The sequence below is a fragment of the Armatimonadota bacterium genome (assembly GCA_031459765.1).
Lineage (GTDB): Bacteria > Sysuimicrobiota > Sysuimicrobiia > Sysuimicrobiales > Kaftiobacteriaceae > Kaftiobacterium > Kaftiobacterium secundum.
This window is the reverse complement of sequence record JAVKHY010000002.1, coordinates 55,447-72,051: the sequence shown is the minus strand read 5'-3', so window position 1 is coordinate 72,051 and position 16,605 is coordinate 55,447. Positions and strand designations below refer to the sequence as shown.

Genomic DNA, 16,605 nt, shown 5'->3' with positions numbered 1-16,605 from the left:
CAGTCTCACTCTGCAGTCCGATGGGAGGGGGATAGCTCAGCATGTCGTGGATTCGGCAGTTGACGGCGCTGCTCGTGGCCACCCTGGTCTTCGCCCTGGTGGGCTCCACGGGCGTCGCCCAAGGCCAGGCCGTGCGGAACCCGGACACCCTGATCCTGGTGCGCTTCGGCGACCCGGAGTCGCTGGACCCGGCCTACGCCTACGACACGGCCAGCTCCGAGATCTTCCTCTGGCACGTCTACGAGACGCTGATCTTCTTCAACGGCGGCTCCACGGGGTCGTTCGTCCCCATGCTGGCCACCGAGGTGCCCTCCGTGGCCAACGGCGGTATTTCCCGGGACGGAAAGACCTACACCTTCAAGATCCGTCCCAACGTGAAGTTCCACGATGGGACGACGATGACGGCGGAGGACGTGAAGTACTCCCTGCTGCGGTTCATGTTCATGGACCGCGACGGCGGACCGTCCTGGATTCTGCTCTCCCCCATCCTCGGCGTGGAAAGCACGCGAGACGACAAGGGGAACCTGGACGTCAGCCTCTTCAACAAGGCGAACCAGGCGATCACGGCCAGCGGCAACACCCTGACCATCACGCTCCGTGAGCCCTATGCGGCGTTTCTCTCGATCATGGCGCAGTGGTCCATGGTGGTGAACCGCCGCTGGGCTATCGCCCAGGGCGACTGGAACGGCACGGCGGCCGGCCTGCGCACCCTGAACAACCCGGCCAAGCCCGAGGACACCAAGCTCTTCAGCCAGGCCAACGGCACCGGGCCCTTCAAGCTGGTGCAGTGGGACCGGCAGAACCGCCAGGCCATCCTGGAGCGCAACGACACCTACTGGCGCCAGCCGGCCAAACTTCGCCGGGTGATCTACCGCGTGGTGGAGGACTTCGGTCCGCGCCGCCTGATGCTGCAGCAGGGCGACGCCGACATCGTCAGCGTCAACCGCGTGGAGCAGACTCAGGTGGAGGGGCTCCCCGGCGTGCGCATCGTCGATGACCTGCCCCAGCTGGTGGTGACGGGCATCTTCATGAACCTGAAGATCGACGTCTCGGGCGGCAACCCCGACGTGGGCAGCGGACGGCTGGACGGCAACGGTGTGCCGCCAGACTTCTTCGCCGACGTCAACGTGCGCCGCGGCATCGCCTACGCCTTCGACTACGCCACGGCGATCCGAGACTGCAACCGCAACAAGGCAGCGGTGAACCGGGGGCCGATCCCCAAGGGCATGTTCGGGTACAACCCCAACCAGCCGTGGTACACCACGGACCGGACCCGGGCGGAGGCGGCCTTCCGCGAGGCCCGCGGCGGCCAGGTCTGGGCCAACGGGTTCAAGTTCACCATCGCCTTCAACAGCGGCAACACCACCCGCCAGTGCATGGCCCAGGTCCTGAAGAGCAACGTCGAGGCGCTGAACCCGAAGTTCAAGGTGGATGTGCGCGGCGTGACCTGGGCCCAGTACCTGTCCCTGTACCGGCAGTCCAAGCTCCCGATGTGGATCATCGGCTGGGCCGCGGACTATCCGGACCCGGACAACTTCGTCACGCCGTTCCAGCACAGCAAGGGCACCTACGGCAGCGCCCAGGGGTACAACAACCCCCAGGTGGACAAGCTGATCGTGGACGCCCGGAATGAGACCGACCCGGCCAAGCGGCGGGCGATCTACTTCCAGTTGATGAAGATCGCCTACGACGACATCACGACGCTGTACCTGCAGCCGACCGGGTTCATCGTCATGCGGAGCTGGGTGCGCGGCTGGTACAACAACCCCGCGTTCTTCGGCCCCTACGTGTATCCGATGGCCAAGGAGTAGGGAGGCGAGGGGTGGGGCGGCCCGCCCCCGGGGGCGGGCCGCCCCCGACCTGGCATGGCAACCTACATCGGGCGGCGTCTCCTCCTCCTGCCGGTGGTGGCCTTCGGGGTGACCCTGCTCATCTTCGCCCTGCTCCAGTTCCTGGCTCCGGAGATGCGGGCCGCCGCCTTCATCACCAACCCCAACCAGCTCAACGCCCTGCCCGCCATCATCGAGAAGTACGGGCTGAACAAGCCCGTGCACATCCAGTACTACACCTGGCTGCGGGAGGTCTTCCACGGGAACATGGGCTGGTCCCAGACGGCCCGCCAGCCGGTGGCCCAGGCCATCGGCTCCTTCTTCCCGGCCACCCTGGAGCTGACCCTGTACTCCTTCGTGCCCATCATGCTCATCGGCGTGTGGCTGGGCACGGCCGCCGCCGTCCACCGGGACAGGATGATCGACCACGTCTCTCGCGTCTTCTCCATCTCCTTCCGCTCCCTGCCCAGTTTCGTCTGGGGGCTGCTGATCCTGATGTTCCTCTACGGACGGCTGAACTGGTTCCCGCCGGGACGGCTGTCGCTGGAGGCCGACCTCTTCGTCCGCTCCGGCCAGTTCCGGCCCTACACCCACCTGATGACGGTGGACGCCCTGCTCAACGGCCAGGTCTGGATCTTCTGGGACGCCCTGCGCCACCTGATGGGGCCGGTGCTGACCCTGACCATGATCTCCATTGCGCTGCTGGTGCGGATCACGCGGTCCTCGATGCTGGAGGTGCTGCGCCAGGACTACGTCCGCACGGCCCGGGCCAAGGGACTGGCCGAGTCCGTGGTGATCAACGTGCACGCCCGCAAGAACGCCCTCATCCCCGTCATCACCCTCAGCAGCCTGACCTTCGTGGGGCTGCTGGGCGGCGTGGTGATCACCGAGACCATCTTCAACTTTCCGGGCATCGGCCGCTGGGGCGCCTTCGCCGCCCAGCAGCTGGACATCCCCGGGGTGACCGGCTTCGCCATGTTCGTCGCCGCGCTGACCGTGCTGGGCAACCTGGCCGCAGACATCCTGTACGCCTACTTCGACCCGCGGGTGAGGCTGCAGTAGGGATGGGTCTCCTCAGCGCCGCGGCCCGGGGCGTCTCCACCAACCGCGCGCGGCTGGCGCCGCTGGTCGGGCTGATGGCGCTGGCGTTGCTGGTCGCCCTATTGCTGCCGTCCTCCCGCGATCGCCTGCTGCGGGAGCCCCTGGCTACGGCGGAGTTCGTCCTGCTGGCGCTGTTCGTCCTCGCCTTCTGGATGGTCCCGTCCGATTTCACGCGGCGCATGCGCAAGAACCCGCTGTCGGTGGCCGGGTTCTCCCTCATCGTCTTCTTCGTGGCCGTGGCCATCCTGGCGCCGATCCTCGCCCCGCCGCCGGCGACCTCCCGGAACGCCTACCTCATCCCGCAGGAGGGGTTTGCCAGCGACCCGAGGCCGCCGGCGCCGGGGCGTCCCTTCGGCACCACGGAAGGGCAGTACGACCTGTACTACGGGATCGTCTGGGGGACGCGTACCGCCTTCCGCGTCTCCGTCACCGTGATCGCCATCTCGGTGGCGGTGGGGCTGGTCCTGGGCGGGATCTCCGGCTACTACGGCGGGCGCCTGGACGAGGTCATCATGCGCATCACGGACGTCTTCCTGGCCTTCCCCGGGCTGGTCCTGGCCGTGGTCGTGGTCGCGGTCCTGGGACGCAGCCTGGACAATGTCATGATCGCCATCGCCATGGTGAACTGGCCGACCTATGCGCGCCTGCTCCGGGGAGACATCCTGGGGGTCCGCAGCCGCGACTTTGTCGAGGCGGCCCGGGCCATGGGCGCCAGCGACGTGCGCATCATCTTCCGGCACATCATTCCCAACGCCATCTACCCCTTCCTGGTCTTCGGCTCGCTGGACGTCGGGCTCATCGTGCTCACCGCGGCGGCGCTGAGCTTTTTGGGGCTGGGCGCGGAGGTCGGCTACGCCGACTGGGGGATGCTGATCAACCTCTCCCGCAACTGGATCCTGGGCGCGCCGGGCAATCCCTTGGCCTACTGGTATGTGGTGGTCTTCCCGGGCGCGGCCATCTTCCTCTTCGTGCTGGGCTGGAACCTGCTCGGCGACGCCTTCCGCGACATCCTGGACCCGCGCCTGCGGGGGGCGAGTTAGTGGGCTGTGATTGATCGCCGCGTCGTCGACCACGTTGCCCGTCTGGCCCGCCTGGAGCTGACGCCGGAGGAACGCGAGCGCTTCACCCGACAGCTGGGGGCGCTGCTGGAGTACTTCGCCGTGCTGCAGCGGCTGGACACCGAGGGGGTGGCGCCCACAGCGCACATCGTGGCGATGACGAATGTGCTCCGGGACGACACGCCGCGGCCAGGCCTGCCCCGGGACGCCGTGCTGGGGGGCGCCCCCGAGCAGGAGGACGGGTTCTTCAAGGTGCCGCCCGTGATCGAGTCGGAGACGCCGCCCTGATCCGTCGTCCCGCCGTCGAAATCCTGGCCCGCCTGCGGGCGAAAGAGATCGCCCCCAGTGAGCTCACGGCCCGTTTCCTGGACCGCATCGCCGCCTGCGACGCACTCCTGCACGCCTTCCTGGCCGTCGACGGCGACCGGGCTCTGGAGGCGGCCCGGGCCTGGGACGACCGGTACGCCCGCGGCCACGACCTGCCCCCGCTGGCCGGGCTCCCGGTGGCCGTGAAGGACAACATCTGCACGGTGGATTTTCCCACCACCTGCGGGTCGCGCATCCTGGGACGGTGGACCAGCCCCTACGATGCGACGGTCGTCACCCGGCTGCGCCGGGCCGGGGCGGTGCTCGTCGGGAAGACGAACCTCGACGAGTTCGCCATGGGGTCGTCCACAGAGAACTCCGCCTTCGGGCCGACGCGCAACCCCTGGGATCCGTCGCGCGTGCCCGGCGGCAGCAGCGGCGGCTCGGCGGCGGCCGTCGCGGCGGCGATGGCGCCCCTGGCGCTGGGCAGCGACACGGGCGGGTCGATCCGCCAGCCGGCCGGGTTCTGCGGCATCGTCGGGCTCAAGCCCACCTACGGCCGCGTCTCCCGCTACGGCCTCGTCGCCTTCGCCTCGTCCCTGGACCAGATCGGTCCGCTGGCCTCCACCGTGGCCGATGCCGCCCTGCTGCTGGGCGTCATCGCCGGGCGCGATCCGGCGGATTCCACGTCGGTGGATCTCCCGGTTCCCGACTACCTGCGGGCGCTGACGGGGGACGTCAGGGGGCTGCGCCTGGGCCTGGCCCGCGAGGCCTTCGGGGAAGGGCTCCTGCCGGCGGTCGGTGACGCGGTCCGGCGGGCCGCCCAGGTGTTGCAGGACGAGGGCGCCGAGGTCGTGGAGGTCAGCCTGCCGACGATCTCCTACGCCCTGCCGACCTACTACCTGCTGGCGACCTCCGAAGCCAGCACCAACCTGGCACGTTACGACGGCGTGCGCTACGGCCTGCGCGCCGCATCCCGCGATCTGGACGGGATGTACCTGCAGACCCGCCGCGACGGCTTCGGGCCGGAGGTCAAGCGGCGGATCATGCTGGGGACCTATGCGCTCTCGGCCGGATACTACGAGGGGTTCTTCCTCAAGGCCCAGCGGGTCCGGACCCTGGTGTGCCAGGACTTCGCGCGGGCCTTCGATACAGTGGACCTGGTAGTGATGCCCACGTCCCCGACGCCGGCCTTCCGCCTGGGCGAGAAGGTCGAGGATCCGCTCCAGATGTACCTGGCCGATGTCTACACGATTCCGGTAAACCTGGCGGGCCTGCCGGCCATCTCGGTTCCCTGCGGGTTTGCCGACGGGCTGCCCGTCGGGCTGCAGCTGATCGGGCGCCCCTTCGATGAGGCCACGGTGTTGCGGGCGGCCCACTGCTACGAGCAGGCCACGGAGTGGCACCGTCAGCGGCCGCCCCTCGACGGGACGGCCGGGGCGCCGGCGCAGGAGGGTCGGCCGTGAGCGCGCGGCCTGCCGTGGAGCTGGAAACGGTGATCGGCCTGGAGATCCACGTGCAGTTGCTGACGCAGTCCAAGATGTTTTGTGCCTGCCCGACGACCTTCGGCGCCCCACCCAACACCCAGGTCTGCCCGGTCTGCCTGGGACTGCCGGGCGCGCTGCCCGTGCTCAACGGCCGGGCGGTGGAGCTGGGCGTCCGCACCGCCGTGGCCCTGAACTGCACGGTGCACCCCGAAAGCCGGTTCCATCGGAAGAACTACTACTACCCCGACCTCCCGAAGAACTACCAGATCACGCAGTACCAGTACCTGGTCCACCCGCCCCTGGCCTCCGGGGGCTGGATGGAGATCGCCGCAGAAGGAGGGCGCCGCCGCGTCGGGATCCGCCGTGTCCACCTCGAAGAAGACACCGGCCGGCTCGTCCATCCCGCGCACGGTCGGTACTCGCTCGTGGACTACAACCGCTCCGGCGTCCCGCTCATGGAGATCGTCACGGACCCGGACCTGCACACGCCCACAGAGGCCCGCCGCTTTCTCGCCGCCCTCCGGGCCCTGCTGCAGGCCATCGGGGTCAGCTCGGGACGGATGGAAGAGGGCAGTCTGCGCGTGGACGCCAACATCTCTCTGCGGCGGCCCGGCGAGGCGCTGGGGACGCGCACCGAAGTGAAGAACATGAACTCCCTGCGCTCGGTGGAGCGGGCGTTGCTCTACGAGGTCGCCCGCCAGCGCGAGCTGCTGGCCGCCGGGAGGATCGTGGAGCAGGAGACCCGCCACTGGGATGAGGACCGCGGGGTGACCTTCGCCTCCCGGACGAAGGAGGAAGCCCAGGACTACCGCTACTTCCCCGAGCCCGACCTCGTCCCCGTGGTCGTGCCGCGGACCGCCGCTGAGGCCGTGGCGCTGGGGGTGACGGGGATCACGCCCGTCGAGGAGGTCCGGCGCAGCCTCCCCGAGCTTCCTGAGCAGCGCCGGGGACGGTATCTCCGCGACTACGGGCTGTCCGCGCAGGACGCCGACCTGATCGTCTCCAGCGCGGGCATGGCCGCCTTCTTCGAGGAAGTGGTGCGGCGATTTCCCCAGCCCAGGACCGTGAGCCACTGGCTCGTGGGGGAGATCACAGCCTATCTCAACGCGCAGGGGAAGGAGCTCGAGGATCTCCCCATCGGCCCCGATCACCTGGCCGAGCTGCTGGACCTCATCGAGACGGGGACGATCAGCGGTCGGACGGCGAAGGAACTGCTGCCCGACATGCTGACCACCGGCTCGCGGCCGGGGGAGTTGGTGCGATCCCGCGGGTTGGGGCAGATCAGCGATCGGGAGGCGCTCCGGGCCGTGGTGGAGGAGGTCCTGCGCGAACACCCCGCCCCGGTCGCCGACGTGCGGGCGGGCAAGGCCCGGGCGATGGCCTTCCTCGTCGGCCAGGTGATGAAGAAGACCCGGGGACGCGCCAACCCCGAGATGGTCACGGCGCTCCTGCGGGAACACCTGGAACAGCAATGAGGGGACCCCGCGGCGCCGTCCGGCGCCGGGACGCTCCGGCCCGCCGGAGAGCCGAGGAGAGCCGCAGGCCCCGGGCGGGCCAGCAGCTGACGGTGACCTTCCGCGCCATGGATCCGGAGGGACCGGCGACGGCCCCCGTCGGGAACCACCTCGTGGCGGTGCCCTTTGCCATCCCCGGTGAAGAGGCGGTGGTGCGCATCGTGCGCGGGGGGGATCCCGCCCGGGGGCGGATTGCGGCGTTGCTCCGCAAGTCGCCGCAGGCCGCCACGCCCCGCTGCCGTCACTTCGGCCTCTGCGGGGGATGCCAGTGGCAGCACCTGTCGGACGACGCCCAGCGGCACTACAAGGTCCAGCTCGTGCGAGATGTCCTGGCCCGGCTGCTGGAGGGGACGGCGGCGGAGGTCCTCCCCGCCGTGGGCGGCGGCGTGTGGAGATACCGGAACAGGCTGCAGGCGGTCTTCGCCGTGCGCCGGGATCGGGTGGTCGCCGGCTATCACGGGGGCGGCGAAGACCGGCGGGTGATCAACATCCGCGAGTGCCCGATCCAGCAGGCCGGCAACGTCGCCGCGCTCGAGGCCGTGCGCGAGGTGGTCAGCCGGCTCCGGCTGCCGATCTACGACCACGTGGCGGGAGGGGGCCTGATGCGCGGAGTCATCGTCCAGGGCGCCCTGGCCACGGGAGAGACGATGATCGTGCTGTCCGCGACCGACGACCTGCCCGACCGGATGGAGGTGGTCCGCGCCATCCGCGAGGCCGTGCCCGGTGTGACCAGCCTGTATCTCTCGGTGCAACCCCGGCACAGCGCGGAGCCGCTGGGCCGGGTCACGCTGCTGTGGGGTCGGCCCTACATCGAGGACGAAATCGCCGGGCTGCGCCTGCGGCTGTACCCGGAACCCTCCCTGCCGCCCAACCCCGGGGCGATACCGGTGTGGCTGGAGGCGATCGCCGCGGCGCTGGCCGTCCGGAGCGGCGACACCGTGCTGGACGTGGCCTGCGAAGACGGCCTCGTCCCCCTCTGGCTGGCCTCGCGCGCCGCCCGGGTGGTGGGCATTGCTCCGACCCGGGAGGCGATGCACCGCGCCTGGGAACACGCGCAGATCAACGGGGTCCACAACTGTGTCTTCTACACCCGCGCGCCGGAGCGGGTGACGGAGAAGCTCCGCGCCCGCGGGGAGCGGTTCGATGCCGCCGTCGTGACCTCGCGGCGCCGGCCCACCAGCCCCGAGGTGTTTGCCGCCCTGGGCGGAACGGGCGTCCGACGGCTGGCCGTGGCCGGGACCTCCCTGCGCCTGCTGGAACGGGACCTGTGGACCGCCCGAGCCGCGGGATTCGCGGTCACCGGGATCCAGCCGGTGGATCTGCTGCCCCAGACCAGCCGGGTGCACTGCGTCGTGGCCCTGCGGCGCGCCGGGTAGGAGACGACTGGAGCGAGTCAACAACGGGAGGGAAAGGTCCGATGCCGTACGCCAACGTGGTGACCCGCACGCTCCCCGGCCCGAAATCGAAGGCCATCCTGGCGGAAAAGGAGCGCTACGTCTCCACCGCCATCGGGATCCACCTTCCGGCCGTGGTCGAGCGCGCGGAGGGCGCGCTGCTCCACGACGTCGACGGCAACACCTTCATCGATCTCTCCGGGGGTGTGGGCTGCCTGAACGTCGGCCATTCCCATCCCCGGGTCGTCCGGGCCATCACGGAGCAGGCCGCCCGCTTCACCCACACCGACTTCAGCGTCATGCCCTATGAGCCCTACGTCCGCCTCTGCGAGACGCTGTGCCGGGCGGCGCCGGGTCCCCGGCCCAAGAAGGCAGTCCTCTTCAACTCCGGCGCCGAAGCGGTGGAGAACGCGGTGAAGATTGCCCGTGCCGTGACCGGCCGCCCGGCGGTCATCGCCTTCGAGGGCGCGTTCCACGGTCGGACCTACATGAGTCTCTCCCTGACCAGCAAGATCGACCCGTACAAGCGCAACTTCGGGCCCTTCATGCCCGAAGTCTACCGCGCCCCCTTCCCCGACCCGTACCGGTCGGAGGCTGCCGACCCGGCGGCCTGGGCCCTCCGCCGCCTTGAGCATCTGTTCGTCGCGCACGTGCAGCCCGACCGGGTGGCGGCCATCGTCGTCGAGCCGGTCCTGGGCGAGGGCGGGTTCATCATCCCGCCGGCGGAGTTCCTCCCCCAGCTGCGCCAGCTCGCGGACCGGTACGGCATCCTGCTGGTCGTGGACGAGATCCAGACCGGTTTCGGTCGCACCGGCAGGATGTTCGCCGTGGAGCACTACGGCGTCGAGCCCGACCTGATGACCGTGGCCAAATCCATCGCCGTGGGGCTGCCCGTCTCCGCCGTCGTCGGAGTCCGGGACTACCTGGATGCGCTGCCGGAGGGAGCGCTGGGCGGGACCTACGTCGGCAACCCGGTGGCCTGCGCGGCGGCCCTGGCGGTCTTCCAGGTCATGGCCGAGGAGCGTCTGGTCGAGCGCACCGCGGCGCTCGGGGCGCGGATGGTGGAGCGGTTCCGGCGGCTGCAGGAAAAGGCGGCACTGGTCGGGGACGTGCGCGGACTGGGGGCGATGGTGGCCCTGGAGCTCGTCCGGGACCGGGCGACCAAGGAACCCGCCCCGCGCGAAACGCTGGAGGTGATCCGGCGCGCCATGCACCGGGGGGTGCTGCTGCTGCGGGCCGGCCTCTTCAACAACGTCGTGCGCCTCCTTGCGCCGCTGGTCATCAGCGATGCGCAGCTGGAGGAGGCGCTGGGCATCCTGGAAGCGACGGTGCTCGAGGTGGCGCAGGAGGGGACCGCCCCGCGCCCGCGCGGGACCGCCCGGTAGCGGCCCCCCGCGCCGCGTTCCCCTCGGCGCAGGGGGCTGCTACAATGACCGAGAATCCGGTGTGAGGGTCTTCGGTGGCATGCCCACCCCATTCGTACACTGTCACCTCCATACGGAGTACTCCCTGCTGGACGGCCACAGCCGGATTGCCCCCCTCATCGCCCGGGCGCGGCAGCTGGAGATGCCGGCCATCGCCATCACGGACCACGGGGCGATGTACGGGGTGGTGGAGTTCTACACCAGGGCCCGGGAGGCCGGGATCACGCCGATCATCGGGGTGGAGGCCTACGTCGCGCCGCGCACGCTGGCCGACCGGGATCCCAAGCTGGACGGCAACGCCTTCCACCTGGTCCTGCTGGCGACGAACGCCGAAGGCTACCGCAACCTGATCCGGCTCACCACGGCCGCGCACCTGGACGGGTTCTACTACAAGCCGCGGATCGACAAGGATCTGCTGGCCCGCCACAGCGCGGGGCTCATCGGGCTGTCCGGGTGCCTGAAGGGAGAGATCGCCCAGGCCGTCCTGCGCGGGGACATGGCCGCGGCCCGCGACCTTGCGGGCCGCTACAGTGAGATCTTCGGCCCGGGCAACTTCTATCTCGAAGTCCAGTTCCACGGCCTTCCTGAACAGCGGGAACACATCGCCGCGATGCGCGAACTGAGCCGGGCCCTGGCGCTGCCGCTGATCGCCACGAACGACGTCCACTACGTGGAGCAGGGCGATGCCGACGCCCAGGACGCCCTGATGTGCATCCAGATGAATGTCAATCTGGATGCCGCCGACAAGCCGCGGATGGGGGCCACGCCGGAGTTCTACCTGAAGTCGGGAGAAGAGATGGCCCGGGTCTTCGCCGAGCTGCCCCAGGCGCTGCGGGCCACCCTGGAGGTCGCCGAGCGGGCGCAGGTGGAGGTGGAGCTGGGCGCCGTGAAGCTGCCCCACTTCCCCGTGCCGGCGGGGGAGACCGTGGACTCCTACCTGCGCAACCTCTGCGAAGCCGGACTGCAGCGGCGCTACGCGTCCGTAACGCCGGGGGTGCGGCAGCGGCTCGAGGAGGAGCTCTCCATCATCGGGCGGATGGGATACGCCGCCTACTTCCTGATCGTCGCCGACTTCGTGAACTTCGCCAAGCGCCGGGGCATCCTCACCACCGTGCGGGGCTCCGCCGCGGGCAGCCTGGTGCTCTACGCGCTGAATGTGACCGACGTCGACCCGCTCGCCTACCGGCTCCCCTTCGAGCGGTTCCTGAACCCCCAGCGCGTGACCATGCCGGACATCGACGTGGACTTCATGGACAGCCGGCGGGACGAGGTCATCCGCTACGTGGTGGACAAGTACGGGGCGGACCACGTGGCCCAGATCATCACCTTCGGCACGATGGGCGCGCGGCAGGCCGTGCGGGATGTGGGCCGCGTCATGGGGCTGCCCTACGGCGAGGTGGACCGCATCGCCAAACTCATCCCCTTCGGGACTTCCCTGGAAGAGGCGGTGCGGGGCGAGCCCGAGCTGCAGCGTGCGGCCGGGGAGAATCCGCAGATCCGGCGCCTGCTGGACCTGGCCCGCAAGCTGGAAGGCGTGGCTCGCCACGCCAGCACCCACGCCGCGGGCATCATCATCTCGCGCGATCCGCTCACCGATCACGTCCCGCTGCAGCGGGCCACGAAGGCCGAGGGGCAAGGGGCGGGCCGGCCGGGCGAAGGGGAGACCGCGGTCATGCCCATGACCCAGTACGACATGACGGCGGTCGAGCGGATCGGCCTGCTGAAGATGGACTTCCTGGGGCTGGCCAACCTGACCATCCTGGACCGGGCGATGACCATCATCCGGAAGACGCGGGGGGTGACCATCGACCTGGCGGCCATTCCGCTGGACGATCGGAAGACCTACGACCTGCTCTCCGCGGGCGAGACCGTGGGGGTCTTCCAGCTGGAAGGCGCGGGGATGACCCGCTACCTCAAGGAGCTGCGTCCGACCAGCATCCAGGACATCATGGCCATGGTCGCCCTGTTCCGGCCCGGCCCGATGGCGAACATCCCCAGCTACATCCGCCGCAAGCACGGCCTGGAACCGCCTACCGTGCTTCACCCGGCCATGGAACCGGTCCTGCGGGAGACCTACGGGGTGATGGTCTACCAGGAAGACGTCATGGCTGTGGCCCAGGCCGTGGCCGGCTTCTCCTCCGCCGAGGCCGACGTCCTGCGCTACGCCATCGGCAAGAAGATCCGCGACAAGCTCCAGCAGCAACGGGCCAAGTTCATCGCCGGGTGCGTCAACCGCGGCGTGCCCCTCCCCACCGCCGAGGCGATCTTCGAACTGTTCGAGCCCTTCGCCCGCTACGGGTTCAACCGGGCGCACGCCGCCTGCTACGGCCTCATCGCCTACTACACCGCCTACCTGAAGGCCAACTACCCGGTGGAGTACATGGCGGCGGTGCTCAGCAGCGAGGCCGGCAACGCCGAGAAGGTCGCCGCCGCCGTGACCGAAGCCCAGCGGATGGGCATCGACGTCCTCCCCCCCGACGTCAACGAATCCTTCGAGACCTTCACCGTGGTGGGCGATGCCATCCGGTTCGGGCTGGCCGCGGTGAAGAACGTGGGGCTGGGGGCGGTGGAGGCCATCCTCCAGGCCCGCAAGCACGGCGGGCCGTTCACCAGCCTGCTCGACCTGCTGGAGCGCGTCGATCCCCGCGCCGTGAACAAGCGGGTGCTGGAGAGCCTGATCAAGGCCGGCGCGCTGGACCGGCTCGGCGGGCGCGCCCAGATGCTGGCGCTGCTGGACAGCGCCATGGACCGGGCCCAGCGGGCGCAGCGGGAGCGCGCCTCGGGCCAGACCGGCCTCTTCGAACTGGCGCCCGCGGCCGGGGAATCCGCCCTCCAGGTCGAGGAGTTCTCCCGGGAGGAGCTGCTGCAGATGGAGAAGGAGATGCTCGGTCTGTACATCTCCGACCATCCGCTGCGCCATGTCCACGCCCAGCTGAGCGCGCGGGTGAACGTCGCCCTGCGGCACCTCGCCGAACTGCCGGACAGGACCCCGGTGGTGGTCGGCGGCATCATCACGGGGGTGAAACGCACCACGACGAAGAGTGGATCGGCCATGGCCTTCGTCACCCTGGAAGACCTCACCGCCAGCGCGGAAGTGATCGTCTTCCCCAAGACCTATGAACAGGTGCACTTCCTGCTCAAGCGCGACGCGGTGGTGGTGGTGCGCGGCAGGCTCGACGTCGCCGAGCAGCAGGCCAAGGTCCTGGCCGACGCCATCCTGCCCCTGGAGGAGGCGGAGGAGGTGGAACCGCTGGTGGCGCCCGAGTCGGGCAACGGCGCTGTGCGTCCCGGCACGCCGGAGGACCAGGGAGCGGAGGAGGAGCCGCCGTCCCGCAGCCTGCACCTGCGCGTGGACACGGCGCAGTGCGGCGAAGAAGGGCTGCAGCGACTCCGCGACCTCCTGGGCCGCCGCCGGGGCGGGGATCCCGTGGTCCTGCACCTGGTCAGTGCCGGGCGGGAAGTCGTCCTGGACGCGCGCGAGGTGCGGGTGAGCGCTACCCCGGAGTTGCGCGGCGAACTGGAGGCGCTGCTGGGCAGGGGAAGCGTATGGCAGGAATGACCCTCCGTCCCGGCCTGACCTTCTGGCGCCTGGCCATGACACTGACCATGGTGGCCCTGGGGTTTCTCGTCGTCATCCAGAGCCGGGCCGGCCGGACCCTCACCTCCCAGGTGCCGGTGCCGACGCGGAACGTCTATGCCCTGGCCACGCTGCTCCGCGAAGAGCGCGAGGCGCGGCTTTCGCTGGAATCCCAGGTCACCGAGTTGCGTCGACAGCTGGAGACCTACGAACGGGCGGCCAGCGAGGGACGCAGCCTGCAGGAGGCGATGGGGCGCGAACTGGAGACCCTGCGGGTGGCCCTCGGTCTGAAGGCGATGCGCGGACCGGGGGTCATTGTCCGTCTGGCCGATCCGAAGACACCGCCCAAAGGCCCCACGCCCGTGGTCGTCAACTACCAGGACATCGTCGCCGTGGTCAACGAACTGTGGGCCGCCGGCGCCGAGGCGATCGCCGTCAATGGCCAGCGCATCAGCGCCACGACCGGGCTGAATCAGGTCGGCGGGACCATCGTCGTCAACCTCCAGCGGCTGACGGGTCCCTTCGAGATCGTGGCCATCGGCGATCCGGCCACACTGGAAGGCGCCCTGAAGATCCGGGGCGGCCTGATTGAAGGGCTGCGGGCGCTGGGGCTGACGATCCACATTTTCCGCCGGGACGCCCTCACCGTGCCCCCCTACAAGGGGCCGCTCACCTTCGAGTACGCCAAACCCGTGGAATGATCTGGGACGCCGTCATCGCCGGGGCCAGTTTCGGCGGCCTGGCCGCGGCGCAGCGGCTGCGGGGCCGGGTCCTGCTGCTGGACCGGTCTCCCCTGGGCGCCGGGCAGACCTCGGCCTGCGCCGCGCCGGTAGGGATCGTCCGGGCCATGGGCGCGGAGGCCGCCGTCCTCCAGGTGCACGACGCCCTCGTCCTGCATACCCCCCGCCGGGAGACGGTGTGGCCGCTGCCCGAGCCGTTCTGTACCTTCGACTATGCGGGGTTCTGCCAGCAGGCCTTCGCCCGCACCGTGGCCGTCTTCCGTCAGAGCGCGGTCCTGCGGCGGCACGGCCGAACGGTGCTGACCCGGGACGGCGCGGTGGCCGGCCGGCTCCTGATCGACGCCACCGGGTGGCGGGCGGCCCTAGCCAGCCACGCCGTGAGGCGACGCCTGAGGGCCTTCGGGATCGAGACGGAGCTTGCGACCCCGTTTCCGCCGGGACTCCATTTCTACTTCCTTCCGGAGGTGCGCGACGGATATGCCTGGGCGTTTCCCTGCCGGGAGACCGTCCGCTTCGGGGTGTTGAGCTACCTGGGCCGCACGCGCCTGGCGGACGGTCTCACCGCCTTCCTGGCCCGGTTTGGCCTGCGGCCGGGTGCGCTGCACGGCGGGTATCTGGCCTCCGGACTGACCTCACCCGTGGTCGATGAGGTCTTCGTCGTCGGGGACGCCGCGGGGCAGTGCCTGCCGCTTACCGGTGAAGGGATCCGCACCGCCGTCCTGGCCGGGTGGAAGGCGGGCCAGCTGCTCCAGGAGGTGCTGGACGGCACCTCCTCCCTCGCCGCGGCGGCGCGGGCCTACGAGGCCTTTACCGGCGCGGCCCGGGGAACCTTCCTCGCGCTGACCTGGGCCAACGCGGCGCTGCTGCTCCTGCCCCTGCGCCTGACCGGCGCGGCCGCGGCCATGCTCTCCCGGCCCGGCCCCCTGGCCGGCTTCATGCGCCGCTATCTCGGCGTCTTCGCCGGTCCGCCTCCCGCGCCCCGATAGCGGTCGAGCGCCACCAGCAGCGGTCCGATCCCCAGGGCCAGGAGATACCCGTACGGCAGCCACCCCGCGATCAGCCCGAGGAGCAGGGCCAGGCGGAGTTGGCCGCGTCCGTCGTCAAGCCGTCCCACCAGGGCCATCAGCCCGAGCCCCTCGAACAGCAGCAGCACCCCGAGCATCGGCAGGGGGAAGACGTGGATGAGTCGGTCGAAGCCGCCGCTAAAGAACAGTCCCAGGATCACGTAGAGCAGGCCGTACATGACGACCGACCCGCCCGTGCGCGCCCCGAAGGTGTAGTGGCCGACAAGCCCGCCGGAGCCGTGGCAGGTCGGAATCCCGCTCAGGAAGGGGTTGAGGAGGTTCATCGCCGCGTAGGTTGCCCCGATCTTGCGCAGGGTGATCGGCCGCTCCGGCATGAGGTCCCGCGCGGTCTGCCAGGTGGCCAGCACCGAGTTCCCCAGCGACAGGGGAATCTGCGGCAGGGCGAGGAGGACCAACCCCGTCAGCACCTCGCCCGTCGCGGGGAGGTGCACGGCCGGCAGACGAAATCCGACGCTTCGGGCGACCGTCCCCGCATCCAGGGTGAACCCGAAGGCGTAGACGACTCCGCAGGCGATGACGAACAACGCCGCCGGGAACCGGCGGTTCCCGAGGAGCAGCACCACGATCAGAAAGGCCGCCGCGGCCAGGAGGTAGCCGGGGAGGCCTTCGGCCAGCACGTAGTCGCGCAGGGCGAGGGACGCGAGCTGGAGTCCCAGCCCGAACTGGATCCCGCGGATCACCGTCAGGGGGATGACGCGGGCCAGCCAGGTCAGCAGGCCGGTGGCGACCAGCAGGAGCATGATGAGGCCCACGGCCAGACCTCCGCCGTAGAGGACGCCCGCGGCGAGCTTCCGGCTGATGACGATGGCGGCCATGGCCTTGAGGGGCTGCGCCGGCATCGGCATGCGGTAGATGAGTCCGGTGGCAATCTGCATGATGCCGAACATGGTCAGCACGCTGGCGCTGTCCAGCCCCGCGGCCAGGATCATCCCGACGATCAGCGGCAGGTCGGTACCGATGTCGCCGAAGGCGCCGGCCAGCTCGTTGCGGTCAAAGCGGATCGACGCAGGGCCAGTCCGCGGAACGGCGCGCAGCAGCGGGATCTGAGGCACGATGAGGCTCCTTCGGCCGGATCGTTTGCGGTTCAGGT

Annotated in this window: 12 protein-coding genes; 11 read left to right on the top strand and 1 reads right to left on the bottom strand. The window is 70.1% G+C overall.

Annotation, left to right across the window (positions count from 1 at the left end; all coding sequences use genetic code 11):
* Window positions 1-41 precede the first annotated feature (41 nt).
* The 11 genes from QN141_03030 (at window position 42) to QN141_02980 (ending at window position 15,416) form a co-directional block, all read left to right on the top strand.
* Window positions 42-1,811, top strand: a complete 1,770-nt coding sequence (locus QN141_03030) for an ABC transporter substrate-binding protein (GenBank protein ID MDR7557438.1) — start codon at window positions 42-44, stop codon at window positions 1,809-1,811.
* A gap of 54 nt (window positions 1,812-1,865) precedes the next feature.
* Window positions 1,866-2,891: an ABC transporter permease gene (locus QN141_03025; protein ID MDR7557437.1), complete on the top strand. Its 1,026-nt coding sequence runs from the start codon at window positions 1,866-1,868 to the stop codon at window positions 2,889-2,891.
* A 191-nt stretch (window positions 2,892-3,082) separates the two neighbouring features.
* A complete protein-coding gene (locus QN141_03020; GenBank protein MDR7557436.1) occupies window positions 3,083-3,970 on the top strand; it encodes an ABC transporter permease in 888 nt (295 codons plus the stop codon).
* 6 nt (window positions 3,971-3,976) lie between these two features.
* Window positions 3,977-4,276, top strand: coding sequence for an Asp-tRNA(Asn)/Glu-tRNA(Gln) amidotransferase subunit GatC (gene gatC / locus QN141_03015; GenBank protein ID MDR7557435.1), 300 nt, complete (start codon window positions 3,977-3,979; stop codon window positions 4,274-4,276).
* Window positions 4,276-5,760 (top strand): Asp-tRNA(Asn)/Glu-tRNA(Gln) amidotransferase subunit GatA, encoded by a 1,485-nt coding sequence (gatA, locus tag QN141_03010; protein MDR7557434.1) that lies wholly within the window; start codon window positions 4,276-4,278, stop codon window positions 5,758-5,760. Before gatC ends, gatA begins: the two co-directional genes overlap by 1 nt.
* Complete coding sequence (gatB, locus tag QN141_03005; GenBank protein ID MDR7557433.1) at window positions 5,757-7,256, top strand: Asp-tRNA(Asn)/Glu-tRNA(Gln) amidotransferase subunit GatB; 1,500 nt, start codon at window positions 5,757-5,759, stop codon at window positions 7,254-7,256. The genes gatA and gatB overlap by 4 nt, the downstream gene beginning before the upstream one ends.
* Complete coding sequence (rlmD, locus tag QN141_03000; protein MDR7557432.1) at window positions 7,253-8,671, top strand: 23S rRNA (uracil(1939)-C(5))-methyltransferase RlmD; 1,419 nt, start codon at window positions 7,253-7,255, stop codon at window positions 8,669-8,671. The genes gatB and rlmD overlap by 4 nt, the downstream gene beginning before the upstream one ends.
* Before the next feature lie 41 nt (window positions 8,672-8,712).
* Window positions 8,713-10,074 (top strand): 4-aminobutyrate--2-oxoglutarate transaminase, encoded by a 1,362-nt coding sequence (gene gabT / locus QN141_02995; protein ID MDR7557431.1) that lies wholly within the window; start codon window positions 8,713-8,715, stop codon window positions 10,072-10,074.
* A gap of 79 nt (window positions 10,075-10,153) precedes the next feature.
* The gene (locus tag QN141_02990; protein MDR7557430.1) at window positions 10,154-13,672 is read left to right on the top strand and encodes a DNA polymerase III subunit alpha; all 3,519 of its coding nucleotides are present in this window, start codon (window positions 10,154-10,156) and stop codon (window positions 13,670-13,672) included.
* Window positions 13,669-14,391, top strand: coding sequence for a DUF881 domain-containing protein (locus QN141_02985; GenBank protein MDR7557429.1), 723 nt, complete (start codon window positions 13,669-13,671; stop codon window positions 14,389-14,391). The genes QN141_02990 and QN141_02985 overlap by 4 nt, the downstream gene beginning before the upstream one ends.
* Window positions 14,388-15,416 (top strand): hypothetical protein, encoded by a 1,029-nt coding sequence (locus QN141_02980; protein ID MDR7557428.1) that lies wholly within the window; start codon window positions 14,388-14,390, stop codon window positions 15,414-15,416. The genes QN141_02985 and QN141_02980 overlap by 4 nt, the downstream gene beginning before the upstream one ends.
* Here QN141_02980 and QN141_02975 read toward each other — a convergent pair.
* Window positions 15,374-16,567 carry a putative sulfate/molybdate transporter gene (locus QN141_02975; GenBank protein MDR7557427.1) on the bottom strand — a complete coding sequence of 398 codons (1,194 nt, stop codon included), beginning with the start codon at window positions 16,565-16,567 and terminating at the stop codon, window positions 15,374-15,376. The two genes, QN141_02980 and QN141_02975, sit on opposite strands and share 43 nt — an antisense overlap.
* Window positions 16,568-16,605: the final 38 nt, after the last annotated feature.